The sequence below is a fragment of the Parabacteroides acidifaciens genome (genome assembly GCF_003363715.1).
Taxonomy (GTDB): domain Bacteria; phylum Bacteroidota; class Bacteroidia; order Bacteroidales; family Tannerellaceae; genus Parabacteroides; species Parabacteroides acidifaciens.
Genome location: NZ_QREV01000043.1, coordinates 1 through 17,706 on the forward strand (window position 1 = coordinate 1; position 17,706 = coordinate 17,706).

Genomic DNA, 17,706 nt, shown 5'->3' on the forward strand with positions numbered 1-17,706 from the left:
CTCAAAAAAGGCGAAAAAGTCCCTTTTTGAGGTCAAAAAAGCGGATTAACATTTGTTTTGTTTCGGATGTCTTTTGAGGCTGAAAAATGCGTTTTATACAATAAGCCTCCCCTGTTTGGATAGTTTTATATTATATCGAGGCTTTTTGATTATATTTGTATCTCCTTATAATAGATTCATTGTAACAATATATCATATTATGGAAATGTATAAAGCAAAAGAAAGCCGGTATGCCGATATGGTTTACAGGCGTTGTGGAAAGAGTGGATTACTGTTGCCCGCCGTTTCTTTGGGATTGTGGCATAACTTTGGCAGTGTGGACGTGTTCAGCAATTTTATACAGATTGCACATGCTGCTTTCGACAATGGAATCACGCACTTTGATCTTGCCAATAACTACGGCCCTGCTTACGGATCGGCGGAAGAGAACTTCGGCCGTATATTAAAGAAAGGTTTAGGACACTACCGCGACGAGCTTATCATTTCCACAAAAGCCGGATATGATATGTGGCCCGGCCCGTACGGGAACTGGGGAAGCCGTAAGTATTTGATGGCGAGCCTGGACCAGAGCCTGAAACGGATGGGGCTGGATTATGTGGACATCTTCTATTCGCACCGCCCGGACCCTCAGACGCCTGTCGAGGAAACGATGGGTGCACTTGTGGATATCGTGCGCCAGGGAAAAGCGCTCTACGTAGGTATCTCGAATTATAATGCCGAGCAAACGGAAAAGGCGCTTGCCGTATTGAAGGAACACCGGGTGCCCTGCCTGATTCACCAATCACGTTATTCCATGTTGGACCGTTGGACGGAGCCCGACCTGCTGCCTCTGCTGAAACAGGAGGGAGTCGGGATGATCGCTTTCTCTCCGCTGGCACAAGGAATGTTGACGGACAAATACCTGAACGGTATTCCTGAAAACTCCAGAGCTGCTAAATCCACGGGACATTTGCAACGGGAACAGGTGACGGACGAGGTGGTTGCCAAAATCCGTCAACTGAACGAACTTGCCGGAAAACGTGGTCAGACGTTGGCCGAGATGGCACTTGCCTGGTTGCTGAAGGATGAGCGGGTGACAAGCGTCCTGATCGGCGCCAGCTCCGTAGCCCAGTTGATGGACAACCTGAAAGCATTGGGGAATATCACTTTCTCAGAAGAAGAATTGCAAACGATAGAAAATATATTAGCTTAATACTCAGCTTAATGAAACCATTCTTATACCAGGTCGCCTCCCTGTTTTACTCTCAATACGGGGCGGAGATCAGCCGGTTGGCCTTTGTTTTCCCGAACCGCCGTACAGGACTTTTCTTCCAGAAATACCTGTCGGAGGTAGCCGGGAAGCCGCTTTTCTCACCGACTATCCTGACGATTAACGACCTTTTCGTGCAACTTAGCGGCAAGCAGACTGCCGACCGGATCAGTATGCTGTTCAAATTGTATGGCATTTATCTGGAGCACAGCGGTTCGTCCGAAACGTTCGACGAATTCCTTTATTGGGGCGAAATGTTGTTGAACGACTTCGATGACATCGACAAATATATGGCGGATGCCCGTATGCTGTTCACGAACGTGACGGACCTGCGCGAGATTGAGAATGATTTCAGTTTTTTGAGTCCGGAACAGATTGCTGCTATCCGGACGTTCTGGTCGTCCTTCTATCCGAAGGGAGATACCCCGAATCAGGAAGAGTTCCTGGCTGTCTGGCAAATCCTGTATGCTCTGTATGCAGACCTGCGGGAAGCATTGTCTGCTGAAAATAAAGGCTATGAGGGGATGATTTTCCGGGAAGTGGTCGAGCGGATGGAGAAGGAGGAATGTTGTGACCTGCCTTATACAAAGATTGTATTTGTCGGTCTGAACGCCCTGTCTGTGGCTGAAGAACGTTTCCTCTCCCTGCTGCAAAAACAGGGTATCGCAGATTTCTATTGGGATTATGCCTCTCCGAAGGTGACTGATCCGGATAATAAGGCTTCCTATTTTGTGGAACGCAATTTAAAGCAATTCCCCTCGCAATTGACAATTGACAATGAAGAGAGCGACGACAAATTGTCAATTGTCAATTCTCCATTGTCAATTGAAGTGATCGGTATCCCTTCCGGTATCGGGCAGGCCAAACAGGTGTATAGCATCCTGAGCGATCTTTGCAAGGAGGATGAGATGAGTGCCGAAGAGGCCTTGAAGACTGCTGTAATCCTGCCGGATGAACACCTTTTGATCCCGGTCTTGAATGCAATCCCTGAACAGATCAAGCGGATTAATGTGACGATGGGATATCCGTTGGCAGGTACGCCGGTGGCTTCCCTGATGGAATATATTCTGGCTTTGCAAAAGAATGTGCGTTATGTGGACAGACAACCGGTGTTTTATTTCCGGGATGTTTTGCCGATCCTGAACCACCGTTACATAATGACGACTTCCCCGGATGTTATTTCCAGGCTTGTGAAAGATATTTCAGAGAATAACAAGATATACATTTCGTATGCGGATTTGAATAAAACCGCTTTGCTATCCATCCTTTTTACTCCGGTAACGGCTGTAGATATGTTCTCTGATTACCTGATTAATGTTTTGCAGGAGTTGAACAAAGCGATTGACAATGGACAATTGACAATTGACAATGAAGAGAGCGACGACAAATTGTCCATTGTCAATTGTCCATTGTCAATTAAAGACGTGGAGCAAGAGTTTATCTTCCACTACTTTACGACAGTCAACCGAATGAAGGAAGTCATGCAGGAGGCCAACGTCGAAATGAAGATCGACACCTATTTCCGTCTGCTGAAACGGGTGACGGATACGATTACGATTCCTTTCCACGGTGAACCTCTTTCAGGATTGCAGATCATGGGTGTGTTGGAAACGCGTGCGCTTGACTTCGACCGCCTGATCATCCTTTCCATGAATGAAGGAATCTTCCCGTTGAAGAAAGCGGCCAATTCGTTTATTCCTTACAACCTGCGCCGCGGTTTCGGTCTGCCGACCTATGAGCATCAGGACAGTGTCTGGGCCTACCATTTCTATCGTCTTATCTACCGTGCCAGCCATGTCAGCCTGCTCTATGACACGCGGAGCAACGGATTACAGACAGGAGAGGTGAGCCGTTTTGTCCACCAGTTGCATTATCATTACGAGGAACCGATACAAAATAAGTTAGTTGTCTATAATGTCTCTTCCTCCAAGACCCCGGCCCTGCAGGTCGCCAAGACGGAAGAGGTCATGAACCGCCTGGCCGTCTTCCGTAAAGACGGGCCGCGTGCGATTTCAGCCAGTGCGATCAATACGTATCTGGATTGTCCGTTGAAATTCTATTTCTCGGTTGTCGAAGGCATCCAGGAAGAAGAAGAGGTGAGCGAGACGATCGAAAGCAATGTCTTCGGGAGTATCCTGCATAAAGTGATGGAGGAATTGTACAAGCCTTTCTGCGGAAAGATGGTAACAGCCGATTTGCTGAAAGCGATCCGGAAAGATACGCCTGCCCTGACGGGTGCCGTTGCCCGCGCCTTCGCCGAAGTGTTCTTCAAGACAGATGTTGTCCGTCCGCTTACCGGACAGAATTTCCTGATTGGCGAGATGATTCGCAAGTATGTGGAGAAGGTACTGGAGCGTGACGGTAAACTGACGCCTTTCCGGTATATCGAATCGGAAAAGAGGATTAACAGACTGTTCACGCTTACGGATAAGAGCGAGATACAACTCAAAGGCTTTATCGACCGTATAGACGAGGTGCGTGATGCCGTCCGTATCATCGATTATAAAAGTGGGAGCGGCACACCTCAGTTTACATCTGTCGACGCCCTTTTCGATAAAGAAGAAACGGACCGCTCCAAAGCTGTCATGCAGGTCTTTATGTATGCCTGGATGTACGGCATGGCTCCTGCCGGAAAGGTGATACAGCCAGGCATATATTATATGCGGACGCTCTTTTCTCCATCCTTCGATGCCGGCGTCTACCAACGCATCGACCGGAGCAAGACGGAGCTGGTTGTTGATTTCGCCAATTACTATACGGACTTCGAGAATGGCCTCCGGAAGTGCCTGGATGAGATATTCGGAACAGAAACACCGTTCGTGCAGACACCTAACGGAAAGGCATGTACGTATTGCCCGTTTAAAGATATTTGCGGGAAATAAGACCAGGTTAGCTTCTGCTGAATGTCTGGCTGACAAACTTCAGGACTTCCGGCAGAGCTGTCCGCCAGTACGTCCAGGAGTGCCCGCCGCCGTGTACGCGAAATTCGTGTTTGATGTTCTTCTGCCGCATGATCTGGTGAACTTGGAAATTTCCTTCCAGCAACCCGTCTTTGTCACCGCAATCGATATAGTAACGGATGTTGGGCAGTTTGTTTTCGTCCCAGTCGGAAAGTATCTTTTCGACGCTGTTCTTATGCCAATGTTCGTCGCCCGGCCCGAACAGGCGGTTGAATAGATCCTTGTGTGATTTGGCTTTCCGCGTATCCATGACCGAATCATCGAAGACTGCGGCGCTTAGCGGGGCGCATGCGCAAAACATATCCGGATGGTGCAGGCTGTAGAGGAATGATCCGTATCCGCCCATCGACAGGCCGGCAATGGCACGGCTTTCCTGGTTGCTGCGAACGCGATAGGTCTTTTCCATATAAGGGATCAGTTCTTCAAAAAACATATCTTCGTAAGGAACCTTTCCGTCATACTGGTTCACATACCAGGTGTCCCATGCGTCCGGCATGACGATGATCATTGGGACTGCCTCTTCATTGGCTATTGCACGGTCGGTAATCGTTTTCATCTGACCCATATGTATCCAGTTTGTTTCATTGTCTGTGTAGCCATGCAGAAGGTAAAGGACCGGATAATTCCTCTTTGAGGTGTTGTAGTCGGAAGGCAGGTAAATGGAGTAAGAAACTTTCCTTCCTAATTTCTGACTGTCGAATGAGAGCGATTCGAATACGGCACTTTGTGAATATCCTGCAAGATTGACTAACAAGCACAGGATAAGAGATAAGCATACTTTGTTTTTCATATAATATTGATAATTAGATTTGCCAGTTGTTCACGTAGAGGGGGTGCCAAAAGTCCCATTTATAGCGTCTGTGTCCTGGCGGGCTTGATCCGCCATCTTATCCTAATCATTGTAAATCAATTTAGTATGAGATTGCGGGGCAAGCCCGCAATGACATGCTAAAGCGTTAGAACTTACATTTGACGCACCCTCACGGATTAAAATTAATCGACAGGATAAGGGAACTGTGTCAGTCCTTTATACATGAACTGGTAAGTCGGCACTTCAACCCCCAATTCTTCAGCGGTCCGGACAACATAGCCCGTCAGTGTCTCCACCTCCGTACGGCTACCCCGTTTGAAATCACTATGCATGGAAGTGGTGGAATTGTTCGGCATGATCTTCTGTGCTTCAATAGAAGAAAACACAGGATTATCTTTAAACCGGATGCCTTTTGCCTCTGCCACGCTTTTCAGTTCATAGCTTAATGTAATATACAGGTCGATATGACGGTCGAGCACTTCACTTATCGTTTCATTAAAATAAGATGTGGCGGTTGCGGCTGTCGAAATCATAAAGAACTTTTTCCATATCTCCAGATCGATGTCGTCCGGCACAGTTGTCAGGATACGGGCGTTTGCCAATATCTCCTGCAATTCCTTCAACCGTGTTTTGTCTTTTTTGTTGTTACCTAAAAAGACACGGTCTTTGATTGTGAATTTCTCGATTCTTCCCGGTCTGACTAAGCGGGAACCTATATACACGCATCCTTTCCAGACTTCGTTGTCCGGTAATAATTTCTGTATGCGCTCTGTTATGTCCGCCCCGTTCAGGAGAGGGATGATAACCGTATCAGGTCCGATTATCGGAGCCAGTTGGGCTATATTCTCGTCCAGGTCGTAACTCTTGGTACAACAGAACAGATAATCGACCGGACCGCCTATCTCGGCTGGCTTGTCAGTCGCAAGGGTAGGCTTGGCTTTGATCGTCAGGAATGTATTTTTGACTTCGATGCCGTTTTCCCGGATTGCTTTCAGGTTTTCACCTCGGGAAATGAAATAAACATCTACATTGTCTGAATCTTTGTAACGGGCGGCCAATAATCCTCCGTAGTAACCGCCTACGGCTCCTATGCCGGAAATTGCTATTTTAGTTTTACTCATGTTTTATACTATTATTCTGCAAAGATGAAAAATAAAATTGGAATAACTATATCAGTTTGAGTTCTTTTAGAAAGTCAGGGATACATTGTTCAAAATTAACACCGAAACGATAATCCGTTTTCGCTTTATAGGTCCGCCGTATGCTGTCTGCCGTGAAGTTTACGGCTATCTGTGCCGATTCGTTTAAGCTGAAATTGTTCAGTAACCCGGATAGCAGGGCGCTCGCGAAAATATCGCCTGTCCCATGATATGCCCCCGGTATCCTTTGGGTGAACAGGAAGCCGACTGCATCTTCTTTTCTGTCGTAGGTCGCGGCTCCTAACTCTTCTTCTTTGAAATAGACACCTGTCAGTACGACTTTTTCCGGTCCGAGCTTGCTTAATTTCTTTAAGATATTTTCGATATAGGCCTGGGTGTAAGGGCCAGAATGGTAACTTTCTTCCAGCAATAAGGCGGCTTCAGTCAGGTTGGGGACGATGATGTCGGCTTTCTTGCACAGCGAACGCATACCTGCGGCAAACTCCGGTTGGAATATGCGGTATAGTTCGCCGTTGTCAGCCATGACCGGGTCTACCAGGATCAGATTGTCTTTGGACTTGAACAGGGTGAAGAACTCTTTGACAAGCTCCAGTTGGTCGAATGATCCTAAAAAGCCGCTGTATGTGGCATCGAATCTGATGTTCAAGGATTTCCAGTGCTGCATAAATGCCCGCATATCGCTTGTCAGGTCACGATAGGTATATCCGTTGATACCGCCCGTATGGGTGGATAAGATGGCTGTCGGCATGGCGCATGCTTCTATACCGGCTGCTGAAAGAATGGGTAAAGCGACTGTCAGCGAGCATTTCCCGAAACCGGACAGGTCATGGATGGCTGCTATACGTTTTTGATGTTCTTTATTTTTCATATCTGATACTGATTTATCCATATAACAGCCAATCGGGGAGAATCGTTCTCTGGTGGCAGGGGAAATGCCTGACTGTATGTCGAATAGTTATTTTTATTACTTTTGTGGCAGGCTTATGATTACTAATATGACTCATTAATAATAAAAGAGAATATGGAAAGAAAAGAAAATGCTGAAATATATCTGGCTGGCGGATGCTTCTGGGGAACGGAACATTTCCTGAAACAGATCAGAGGTGTGGAGAGTACGGAAGTTGGCTATGCGAACAGCCATGTTGCAAATCCGACCTATAAGGAAGTCTGTACCGGAAATACCGGGGCAGCCGAGACCGTTAAAGTTGTTTATAACCCGCAAATTGTAAAATTGCAGTTGCTGCTGGAGCTTTATTTCCAGACCATCGATCCGACCAGTGTCAACCGGCAGGGTGGTGACAGTGGCTTGCAATATCGTACAGGCATTTATTATACGGATAAAGAATATCTCCCGGTTATTGAAGCAGCCATACATGAATTGGCAAAAGCATATGCCGATCCGATTGCGATTGAAATAGAACCGCTCGTTAATTTCTATGCGGCGGAAGATTACCACCAGGATTATTTAGATAAGAACGTAAACGGCTATTGCCATATCAACCCGAAACTGTTCGAGTTGGCACGCAAAGCGAATATGTAGTTCGTATTTTAGGGGACGCAGACTACGCAGACGAGCGCAGAATAACGCAGAAATATAATTTAAATCTGCGTTAATCTGCGCTCGTCTGTGTTATCTGCGTCCGGTAAATCAGAACTTCTGCATATTCAGGTTCTTGTCCACCAGGATACCGTCGATCGCTTTCAGGTTGAATTTAACCTTGCGTTTCGCTTTCAGCTTGATGGTGAAGAGATCCGTTGAGCCTTCAAGCGTCGCCTTGTCGCCCAGATTGACGAAAGTAGGATAGAGCGCTTTCTGGCCGCTTGTGTGCAGGCGGTCGTACGTCAGGTTCTCCATTGCACCCAGACCGGCAGGTTCGATACCTGCGAAGTCATAGTCTTGCTGATCGTACGGAAGGGCGAAGCTCAGTGCATTGACAGCTTTGAGATCCTTACCTTTCACGAGGATTTCTATTGTCTCGCCTGCGTTGTAAGTCTGCTTCGGAGTGCTCAACTCGATTGTTCCGGCTACGCGATCCGTGCCCGGATCTTCAATGCCGTCTTCCAATTGGGTGGCAACAACCGAGATGTCATATGCATCGATCAGTCCGTTGCGGTTGATGTCGCCGGCGCTGACGTAGTCGAAATCGCTGTCGCCACGGCGCAGCCCCGTGTAGTTCATATACGAAGTCAGGTCGTTTGCATCGATCTTCTTATCGTTGTTGATGTCGCCCGGCAGATAGCTTTCAGTTCCCGGAACCTTAAATACATACAGTTCGCGGCCGGCACCGTAGTTGCCAACGCCTTCCGTGATGTGCAGCTTGATGTAACGGGCCTTCGGCTGTTCCTTGAATGTGAATGTCTTCACGTCGCCGGTGCGTTCCCAGCGGAAGGAGTCGACAGCTGTCCAGTCTTCTTTGTCCATACTGTAGGACACAGAGCCGGCGAGGATCGTACCGTTGCCACCATCCTGGCGAGGCAGGTAGTCGAACTTATCCAACTGGTTGATCGTGCGCAGGTCGATAATCATGTCGAACGGCATTGCGTTCTTGCGGTATTTCGTATGGAACATATCGCCCAACTCAGCAAAGTCGAACAGACGGAAGATTTCGAAGCCTTCCTGTTCTTCGGCTGTTACTTCGCCGCGAATGCCCTTGATCGCAAATTCCAGCGGGTTGGACTTAGTCTTGACAGAGACGGTAGACCAGTCGGACTGGCCATCTTTGTTGACTGCACGGACTTTGAATGTATAATCTGTTTCGGCACTCAGATCGTCGAACAGCAGTTCGGTGTTCTTGATCTGCGTGTACAGCATACCGTTGAACTCGATTTCGTAGAAGTCGGCGCCGGAGACCTTGTTCCAAGTCGGTTTCAGCGTGTAGGCTTCGATGTTTTCATCCGCCACCTGTACTGTCGGTGCAGTCAGTGAACCGGTAGAAATGCGGTGGCTGTCGCCCATTTCGAACTTGTAACCGTCGATGTTGACAATGGTTTCGTTTTCGGTGATGTCCGTAGCGGCCAGCTTCACTAACAGCTGCGGGTTCTTGGTGATCGTAACCTTTTCAAATTCGCTTCCTTTGGTGGCGAACTTGTTCAGGTTTGGAGTTGCGTCGTAGAAGTAAACGTCTGTGCCGTTCAGGTATTCGGCCATCGAACGGGCTGCGGTCAGTTTCACTTTGGAAGAACCTACTTTAGCTGTGATCTTCTTCGGCATTTCCGAAAGGTTGATGCGTAGTTCGGTTGCCTTTTCCTTCACGAAGCCGTCGAAGTTCCCTTTTGCCGGGTGTATCGTGATGGTAACTTTATCCGGATTATTTTTACCGTTTGAATCGATGATGGTCTTATTACCGATCACTACTTTCACTGCCGGATCATTGTTGTTACCGATCTCTATTAGTGTCGTAACACCTTCACCTTTCTGGTAAGCTTGTGTAATACCATCGTCGTCATATTCCGTGAACGAGCTGTAGCCCGACGGATAGAGTTCGTAGATACGCAGGTTCTTGTCGATTTCCTTTACATTATTATTCGGGTTCGTCATCGGGATGATCGCACCGGCTTTCACGAATACCGGAAGTTTCCAAAGCGGAGAGGCGAAGTTGTTGACAACGCAGCCGCCTGTATATTGTTCACCGGTGAAATAGTCGAACCATTCACCTTTCGGCAGATAGATACCGTCGCGGATGTCGTTACCTTTCTCGTCTGCCTGTGTTTCCTGGTAGATCGGGGCAACGAGGAAATACGGGCCATACATAAATTGGTATTGCGTAGCCTTACCGTATGTATAAGGATTCGGATCTTCGAGGAACATGGCGCGGATCATCGGCTTGCCGTCTACCGCTTCGCGGGCGATACTGTAGGCATACGGCATCAGTTCTGATTTCATCTTCAGATACCAGCGGTTGATGGAAGTTGCCGGTTCGCCTAAGGCATGCGGGTATTTCTCATTCGATCCCCAGCCGTCCATATTCAGTTCCATCGGCGTCCAGGTCTTCCACTGGAAGTCGCGGGTGTTCATTGCCAGGTTCTTGCCTCCGAAGATACCGTCCATGTCGGACGTGATGTTCGGCTGTCCGGAAAGTCCGGAACCGATATAAGTCGGGATGTGGAAACGGATGTATTCCCATTGTCCGCCTGTCTGGTCACCCGACCAGACACCGGCATAACGCTGTGTACCGGCCCAACCGTCGAGGGAGATGATAAACGGACGCGCATCGTTTCCGTAATACGGCATGATATGTCCGACGTCGGACACACCGTTCAATCCGAACGAGTAGCCCCAGCCAACCCAAGCCACGTCTGTTTTCAGGACGCGTACACCTGCGTCGCGCACCTCTTTCACGATGTCGCGTTGCAGCAGGGCGCTGATACTGTCTTTCGGATGCAGGTCCGATTGAGTCCAGAGACCGATTTCGACACCGTTCTGATGTGCGTAATCTGTCAGGCTCTTCAGGTTCTGGATATTGCCGTCCAGCGTTTCGGTCTGTCCATAGCCGGCTCCGTAGCCGTCGTTAGGCAGCAGCCAGCCGAGCGGCATATCATGATTCTTATAGCGGTCGATCACGGCACGTGCGGAGAACTGGTAGTTGTTCTTTTCGCCGTTCAGCGATTCTTTGATACCGCCGTTGTCTTTCTGGCTTTCCTTGTAGCGTTTGCCGTCTTCAAAAAGGATACCCTTTTCGTCTTCCACCCAGTAGTCGCGGTTGTAGGCATTCAGGTGTCCCTGGTAGAAACCGAACTTAGGCAACAGCACCGGGTTACCGGTCAGCTGGTAGAAGTCGTTCAGCAGGGCGACAGCGCCGTCGTTAACCATATAAAAGGCATCCAGATAGTCCGTGTCGTGTGACAGTTTCACCGTACCTTTCTCGGCTGCGCCGAAATCATATTTCCCTTGTTTGAAGGTGTACCACATGAAGCCGTAACCGTTCGTTGACCAGTAATAGGGAGTAGGAGAGGCCACGCCTCCGTCTGTCCAACTGTTCTGGTTTTCGATGGCGATTGCTTTTCCCTTATGTGAGAAGCGTCCGTTTTGCACGCCGCCACCGTAGAAGTATTCGTCGGGATTTTCTTTCAATGTCAGGATTGTCTTTCCTTTTTCGTAAGCCACCGGTTTCACCTCTTCGAAGGCCACTGTGTTTGTGGCAAGGTTGGTGACTTTCAGCAGGGCGGTCGATTTGTCCAGTTGCAACCGGACTTTTCCGGTCGTGATGGTTACTTGTCCGTTCTCGTCCTTGATATCCAGTGCTGACACCGGTCGGCGGGGATTGTTGACCAGGATTTGTGCTTCCGGTTTGGCTTCCGGATCGCGGATAATGCCGCCATTGTTGTCCTGGAACACGCGGAAGATGTTATCTCCGTAGAAGTCGAATGTCATTCGCTGGTTGTTGGAGAAGATTACGTCGACCGTTGTCGGGTTGATTCGCTGCACGCCGGTTATTGCTTGTCCCTGTTGGGTGATAGCCATCCCGTTTCCCGGGGTAACCATTGCCATTACTGGCGCAGAGGACAGCATGAACGGCACAGCTAAAGCGATCAGGATCGCCTTTTTCTGTTTACGATTAGCCATTAAGCGTTTCATGTTTAAATTAATTGATTTATTCAGGTTTTTATATCTGAAGACAAAAGTACGTAAAAATAATTTTACTTTCAATTTTCAACTCTTAACTCTCAACTATATTAGGGGACTTATTGTATAAAACGTATTTTTCCGACTTGAAAGACATCCGAAACTAAACAAATGTTAATCCGCTTTTCGGCCATCAAAAAGGGACTTTTTCCTCTTTTTTGAGCATTCTCCGCCACAAAGATGACCTTTATTTCATTTTTCTGGTACTTTATCGCCCTGAAGACGGTCGTTGTACCCTATGAAGACGGTCGCCATCCAGATGAAGACGGTCGCGAGGGCGATGAAGACGGTCGTCGTGGCGACAAGCTCCTTGAACTTCTTTTGGAATATTTGGAACGCCATCCGTTTTGTTTTGAAATATTCGATTCTCCGGGAGTTAAGGTTTATCACTTTGACGGTGTTTCCGGTTTTCAGTAATCAAATTGCACGCTTTTTGGAGTGGACTTAGCACCTCATTTTATCTATTGTTATCCGATCAGGTTAAAATCATGAAAAGAGTCAATCCAAAATCGATCAAGATTTCGGACGAAATAGAAAAACGGTTGAAATGGGGGTTATTGTATATTATTCAAGTTTGCTTTTTCTTTTCATTGGTATATTGACATATTATCTAAATGATATTTAACATCTAAAAGAACGGAAACTGTGACGGAGGATAATGAAGCATTTGAATTTTAAATATTCAATCCTAAAAGCCTGGCAGATTGAGGAACGGGATATGCCTGTTTATTCATAATAATGTATAAGGACACCTTTTTTGAGGCTCACTTTTAATCCCTAACTTCACCCGCTATTAATGTTGAATTAAAAAAGATTTTTATGAAAAAAGGTGTATTTTGTTATGCTATGGCATCACTTTGTATTGTATCTGTTATGTCGTCCTGCGATGATGATGACGATAATAAACTGGCGCCCGGTTATTCCGGCAAGGATATAAGCGGACAGGTGGAGCTTGTGCGTGATGCTGAAACCAAGAAAGCGGTTTTGAATGTTTCTACCGATAATGCCTGGCAATTGTATGCGGGAACGACTGAGGATGATATCGATTTGAGTGCACCTTATCTGGATGGAAGCGGGAAAGGAACTTTCGACGTGGACGCAGATACGAAGGCGAGGTCCCTTTTCCTGTTTAAGACCTCGGAAGGGCAGGGATTCGTGGCCGAAAAACATTTGCCGATGGAGGGCGGATATAACTTCCGTGATTTGGGAGGTATCAAGAACAGCGAAGGACGGTTTGTGAAGTGGGGAAAAATCTTCCGGACCGATGAAATGAATAAGTTGACCGATGAGGACTTGGCCTATTTAGCCAGCACCGGCCTGAAAACGGTTGTCGATTTCCGTACGGAAGCCGAAAAGAAAGGCGGTATGGGAGGTATGATACCGGAAGCATACGACAAGAATCCTTCGACTGTCGAAGAGACATATGAGTTGCCGATCAATGCCGGTAATATCTTTTCGGACGAAGTCATCGGCTATATAAGCGGCGGAGCTACAGCCGAACAACTGGAACCGATCATGGTCAGGACGTACGAGGAAATCGTGAGCGTGGATGAATATGTCGCCATGCTGAAACAATTCTTTACGTATGTACAGAATGAAAACTGCCTGCCGTTGAGCTACCATTGTTCCGCCGGAAAAGACCGTACGGGAGTGGCAACGATGCTTATCCTCTCGGCTCTTGGTGTGGACAAGGCGACGATTATGAATGACTATATGTTCAGCAAAGAATGTATTGCCGGGAAATATGACCGATATGTTGCCATGCTTCCCGCTATCGCCCCGTTGGTAACCGTAAAGGAAAACTACCTGAATGCTGCTTATGATAAGATTACGGAGAAATATGGCTCGGTGGATAAGTTTCTGACCGAAACCTTGCAGGTCGATATCCAAAAAATGAAAGATTTATATCTGTATTGATATAGGCATTTGCTCTTCTCTTTCCTGGGAAAAGGCGTGTTGTAATAAATATTACTTATCAGGTGATAGATAAATCCTATCCTTGCATCTGATAATAAGTAATATATAAATGATTACATTGCACAAAACACAATTAAACCGGAAATCCCATGAAAGAGAAAATTGATCAGTTAGAGGCTCTCAACCATCAGGCGGAATTAGGTGGCGGAGAAGACCGGATCGCGAAGCAACATGCGGCAGGAAAGCTGACTGCACGTGAACGTATTGAACTGCTCCTTGAAAAAGGCAGTTTCGTCGAAGTAGACAAGTTTGTCACCCATCGGTGCACCGAGTTCGGACTCGAGAAACAGCGTCCGCTGGGCGATGGGGTCGTGACAGGCTACGGGATGATAGGTAAGCGTACCGTCTTTGTCTTTGCCCAGGACTTCACGGTCTTTGGTGGTGCATTGTCGGAAACATATGCGCGTAAGATTTGCAAGATTATGGATATGGCCATGCAGTTGGGAGCTCCGGTGATCGGGCTGAACGACTCCGGCGGGGCGCGTATCCAGGAAGGTGTCCGTTCGTTGGCGGGGTATGCGGAGATATTCCTGCGCAACTCCCTTGCTTCGGGCGTGATCCCGCAGATCAGCGCTATCATGGGCCCGTGTGCCGGGGGAGCGGTCTATTCGCCCGCGCTGACTGATTTTATCTTTATGGTGAAAGATTCCAGCTATATGTTCATCACAGGCCCGGAAGTGGTGAAGAGCGTGACGCAGGAAGAGGTGACAATGAATGATTTGGGCGGTTCGGAAGTGCATAGCACAAAATCCGGCGTGGCCCATTTTACGGCGGATAACGACATGGAGTGCGTCATGAAGATACGCGAACTGATGTCGTTCCTGCCGAACAACAATATGGAAGAACCTCCCTTCGTCCCGACGACCGACAGCGCCAACCGCATCGACGAACAGTTGAACAACCTGGTCCCTATCAACCCGAACCAGCCCTACGACATGAAAGACCTGATCGTGTCGGTGGCAGACGATAATAACTTTTTTGAAGTACAGGAAGAGTACGCCCGTAATATCCTGGTCGGCTATATCCGCCTGAACGGGAAAACAATCGGGGTGGTGGCGAACCAGCCGGCTGCCCTGGCCGGGACGCTCGATATCAATGCGTCGGTAAAGGCGGCCCGTTTTGTCCGTTTCTGCGATGCGTTCAACATCCCGCTACTGACGTTCGTGGATGTACCTGGATTCCTGCCGGGCGTGAATCAGGAGTACGAGGGGATTATCCGTCATGGTGCCAAACTGCTGTATGCCTATTGCGAGGCGACTGTCCCGAAAGTGACCGTTATCACACGCAAAGCCTACGGAGGCGCCTACGATGTGATGAGTTCCAAACATATCCGGGGCGATATCAATTTTGCTTATCCGACAGCCGAGATCGCCGTGATGGGTCCTGACGGCGCCGTCAATATCCTGTTCCGCAAAGAACTGAAAAAGGCGGAAGACGTAGAGAAGAAACGTAAAGAATTGCAGGACGATTACCGCGAGAAATTCGCCAATCCTTACCGGGCGGCCGAGTTGGGATATGTGGACGAGATTATCGAACCTTCGGTGACCCGCCCGCGCCTGATCCGCAGCTTCGAGCTGTTGGCTAACAAACGGCAGTCCAATCCGCCGAAGAAACATTCCAATCTTCCACTTTAAAACGCAGTCAGTTATGATTAAGAAAGTATTAGTAGCCAACCGCGGCGAGATCGCCATGCGTATCTTTCGTACCTGCCGCGTGATGAATATCCCCACCGTCGCCATTTATACACACGTCGACCGGGGCGCCCTGCATGTCCGCTATGCAGAAGAAGCCTACTGTATTTCCGAGGATGCAGCCGACACTTCTTACCTGAAGCCGGAACTGATCCTCTCGATAGCCAAAAAGACCGGCGCCGCTATCCATCCGGGTTACGGTTTCCTGTCGGAGAATGCCGATTTTGCCCGCCGTTGCGAGGAGGAAGGTGTCATTTTTATCGGGCCGAGCGCCGACGTGATCGCCCGTATGGGTGTCAAGACGGAAGCCCGTAAGATTATGGCCGCGGCCGGTGTCCCGATTGTTCCGGGGACGGAGGAACCTGTTGCCGGTCTGGAAGAAGCCCGCCGTGTGGCGCTTGAAGTCGGTTACCCGATCATGCTCAAGGCGCTTGCCGGAGGGGGTGGAAAGGGAATGCGCCTGGTCCGCGATGAAACGGGGTTAGATGAAGCCTTCCGGCTTTCCCGTTCGGAAGCCGCCAACTCGTTCGGCAATGACGCGATTTATATAGAGAAATACATCGAGCATCCGCATCACATCGAGGTGCAGGTGTTGGGTGACAAATATGGGAACGTGATCCACCTCTACGACCGCGAGTGCTCGATTCAGCGCCGTAACCAGAAGGTGATCGAAGAAGCTCCTTCGCCTTTCGTGAAAGACGAGACGCGGCAGAAAATGCTGGCCGTGGCTGTCGAAGCCTGCCGCAAGATCGGTTATTACAGTGCCGGGACGCTCGAGTTTATGATGGATAAGGACCAGAATTTCTATTTCTTAGAAATGAACACCCGCCTGCAGGTGGAACACTCCGTGACGGAAGAGTGTACCGGCGTTGACTTGGTGCGCGACATGATCTTAGTGGCATCCGGCAGCCCGCTTCCCTATAAGCAGGAAGACATCGAGTTTCGCGGGGCGGCCATCGAATGCCGTATCTATGCCGAAGACCCGGAGAACAATTTCATGCCTTCGCCCGGCATCATCAAGGTGCGCGAGGCTCCTGAAGGACGTAATGTCCGCCTGGACAGCGCTGCCTACGCCGGCTTCGAGGTATCCCTGCACTACGACCCGATGATCGCCAAGCTATGCGCCTGGGGGCGTAACCGCGAGTCGGCGATCTCCAACATGGTGCGTGCCCTGCGTGAGTATAAGATTTTGGGAATCAAGACGACCATTCCGTTCCACCAGCGTGTGCTGCATAACGAGACATTCCTTTCTGGCAACTACGACACGACCTTCATCGACACCAAGTTCGACAAGGAAGACCTGAAACGCCGCCAGAACAATGACCCGCTTGTAGCCGTGATCGCTGCCGCTATCAAGCATTTCGAGCAGGAGAAAGAGGCTGCCGCACGGGCAACAACTGTTCCTCTCGTAGGCGAATCTCTGTGGAAGTATTACGGCAAGTTACAGATGACTGCCAATAATTATTAAGGAGGATTTATTATGTCAGCAAAAGCATTAGCGACTTATTTCGCAACAGTAAACGATATACCCGATACCGAGTTTAAGGTGGAAATCCTGGAAGACGGTCCGGTTAAGAAAGTCTCCGTCAATGGAAAGATATACGAAGTGGATTACAATATGGGAGGCGACACGATCCATTCTATCATCCTGAACCATAAATCGCATGGCGTGCAGATCTCGAACATCGGCGTCGACACGTATGAAGTGAAGAATAAAGGCGACCTGTTCCAGGTCCAGGTGATCGACGAATTGAAGAAGATGCGCCAGTCCCGCATCCGCTCGCAGGCTGCCGGACGCCAGGTGATCACAGCCCAGATGCCGGGTGTTATCCTCAAAGTCCATGTCAAACCGGGCGAGGAGGTGACGGCAGGCACTCCGCTCTGTGTCCTCGTCGCCATGAAGATGGAGAATGAGATTCGCAGCCCGATCGACGGTGTCGTAAAAGAAGTCTACATCGCCGATGGCGACAAGGTTGCCGTAAACGATAAGATGTTGGTAGTAGAATAGTTTTTTGTTCATTTTGCAATTTTTCATGGTGGTAAAAGGGAGTTTCTGCGAAGATTCTCCCTTTTTTGAATTTAAGGGGCAGTAGCGCTTGATTACTAATGAAATATTGTTTGGATAGAGTTGTCTATTTTTAAGATTGTACAGGCTGTTTTTGCGGAAATATTAAGATTAACTTTTTTATCGTTGCTTAAGTTGTAAGTATTCTTTAGTTTTGTCACCAATCCGAA

The 17,706-nt window shown here is 48.6% G+C and carries 11 protein-coding genes and 1 pseudogene; 8 read left to right on the plus strand and 4 right to left on the minus strand.

Annotation, left to right across the window (positions count from 1 at the left end):
- Positions 1–199: 199 nt before the first annotated feature.
- Both mgrA and DWU89_RS15185 read left to right on the plus strand, forming a co-directional pair.
- Positions 200–1,192, plus strand: a complete 993-nt coding sequence (gene mgrA / locus DWU89_RS15180) for an L-glyceraldehyde 3-phosphate reductase (protein WP_115500482.1) — start codon at positions 200–202, stop codon at positions 1,190–1,192.
- Positions 1,193–1,203: 11 nt separating this feature from the next.
- Positions 1,204–4,131: a PD-(D/E)XK nuclease family protein gene (locus DWU89_RS15185; protein WP_115500483.1), complete on the plus strand. Its 2,928-nt coding sequence runs from the start codon at positions 1,204–1,206 to the stop codon at positions 4,129–4,131.
- A 7-nt stretch (positions 4,132–4,138) separates the two neighbouring features.
- Here the strand turns inward: DWU89_RS15185 and DWU89_RS15190 are convergent, their stop codons facing one another.
- From DWU89_RS15190 to DWU89_RS15200, 3 genes are all read right to left on the minus strand, one after another.
- Entirely contained in the window at positions 4,139–4,999 is an 861-nt protein-coding gene (locus DWU89_RS15190) for an alpha/beta hydrolase (protein WP_115500484.1), read from the minus strand.
- A gap of 203 nt (positions 5,000–5,202) precedes the next feature.
- Complete coding sequence (locus DWU89_RS15195) at positions 5,203–6,141, minus strand: ketopantoate reductase family protein (protein ID WP_115500485.1); 939 nt, start codon at positions 6,139–6,141, stop codon at positions 5,203–5,205.
- 46 nt (positions 6,142–6,187) lie between these two features.
- A complete protein-coding gene (locus tag DWU89_RS15200; RefSeq protein WP_115500486.1) occupies positions 6,188–7,048 on the minus strand; it encodes a pyridoxamine kinase in 861 nt (286 codons plus the stop codon).
- A 153-nt stretch (positions 7,049–7,201) separates the two neighbouring features.
- Between DWU89_RS15200 and msrA the strand changes: the two are divergent.
- A pseudogene (gene msrA, locus DWU89_RS15205) lies at positions 7,202–7,714 on the plus strand (peptide-methionine (S)-S-oxide reductase MsrA); the annotation flags it as partial.
- Positions 7,715–7,828: 114 nt separating this feature from the next.
- On the opposite strand, the gene DWU89_RS15210 reads toward msrA, so the two are convergent.
- Positions 7,829–11,755, minus strand: a complete 3,927-nt coding sequence (locus DWU89_RS15210) for a TIM-barrel domain-containing protein (protein WP_115500488.1) — start codon at positions 11,753–11,755, stop codon at positions 7,829–7,831.
- 228 nt (positions 11,756–11,983) lie between these two features.
- On the opposite strand from DWU89_RS15210, the gene DWU89_RS15215 reads away from it, so the two are divergent.
- The 5 genes from DWU89_RS15215 (at position 11,984) to DWU89_RS15235 (ending at position 17,479) form a co-directional block, all read left to right on the plus strand.
- Positions 11,984–12,220 carry a hypothetical protein gene (locus DWU89_RS15215; protein ID WP_115500489.1) on the plus strand — a complete coding sequence of 79 codons (237 nt, stop codon included), beginning with the start codon at positions 11,984–11,986 and terminating at the stop codon, positions 12,218–12,220.
- 402 nt (positions 12,221–12,622) lie between these two features.
- Entirely contained in the window at positions 12,623–13,720 is a 1,098-nt protein-coding gene (locus DWU89_RS15220; RefSeq protein ID WP_115500490.1) for a tyrosine-protein phosphatase, read from the plus strand.
- Positions 13,721–13,869: 149 nt separating this feature from the next.
- On the plus strand, positions 13,870–15,414 hold the full coding sequence (locus DWU89_RS15225) for an acyl-CoA carboxylase subunit beta (protein WP_115500491.1): 1,545 nt from the start codon (positions 13,870–13,872) through the stop codon (positions 15,412–15,414).
- A gap of 13 nt (positions 15,415–15,427) precedes the next feature.
- Positions 15,428–16,939, plus strand: coding sequence for an acetyl-CoA carboxylase biotin carboxylase subunit (gene accC / locus DWU89_RS15230; protein ID WP_115500492.1), 1,512 nt, complete (start codon positions 15,428–15,430; stop codon positions 16,937–16,939).
- Positions 16,940–16,951: 12 nt separating this feature from the next.
- The gene (locus tag DWU89_RS15235) at positions 16,952–17,479 is read left to right on the plus strand and encodes an acetyl-CoA carboxylase biotin carboxyl carrier protein subunit (protein WP_115500493.1); all 528 of its coding nucleotides are present in this window, start codon (positions 16,952–16,954) and stop codon (positions 17,477–17,479) included.
- Positions 17,480–17,706: the final 227 nt, after the last annotated feature.

What these genes read in the sequence shown, in the direction of transcription:
- mgrA (WP_115500482.1), top strand. Translation starts at nt 200, where the DNA reads ATGGAAATGTATAAAGCAAAAGAAAGCCGGTATGCCGATATGGTTTAC.
- DWU89_RS15185 (WP_115500483.1), top strand. Translation starts at nt 1,204, where the DNA reads ATGAAACCATTCTTATACCAGGTCGCCTCCCTGTTTTACTCTCAATAC.
- DWU89_RS15190 (WP_115500484.1), bottom strand. Translation starts at nt 4,999, where the DNA reads ATGAAAAACAAAGTATGCTTATCTCTTATCCTGTGCTTGTTAGTCAAT.
- DWU89_RS15195 (WP_115500485.1), bottom strand. Translation starts at nt 6,141, where the DNA reads ATGAGTAAAACTAAAATAGCAATTTCCGGCATAGGAGCCGTAGGCGGT.
- DWU89_RS15200 (WP_115500486.1), bottom strand. Translation starts at nt 7,048, where the DNA reads ATGAAAAATAAAGAACATCAAAAACGTATAGCAGCCATCCATGACCTG.
- DWU89_RS15210 (WP_115500488.1), bottom strand. Translation starts at nt 11,755, where the DNA reads ATGAAACGCTTAATGGCTAATCGTAAACAGAAAAAGGCGATCCTGATC.
- DWU89_RS15215 (WP_115500489.1), top strand. Translation starts at nt 11,984, where the DNA reads ATGACCTTTATTTCATTTTTCTGGTACTTTATCGCCCTGAAGACGGTC.
- DWU89_RS15220 (WP_115500490.1), top strand. Translation starts at nt 12,623, where the DNA reads ATGAAAAAAGGTGTATTTTGTTATGCTATGGCATCACTTTGTATTGTA.
- DWU89_RS15225 (WP_115500491.1), top strand. Translation starts at nt 13,870, where the DNA reads ATGAAAGAGAAAATTGATCAGTTAGAGGCTCTCAACCATCAGGCGGAA.
- accC (WP_115500492.1), top strand. Translation starts at nt 15,428, where the DNA reads ATGATTAAGAAAGTATTAGTAGCCAACCGCGGCGAGATCGCCATGCGT.
- DWU89_RS15235 (WP_115500493.1), top strand. Translation starts at nt 16,952, where the DNA reads ATGTCAGCAAAAGCATTAGCGACTTATTTCGCAACAGTAAACGATATA.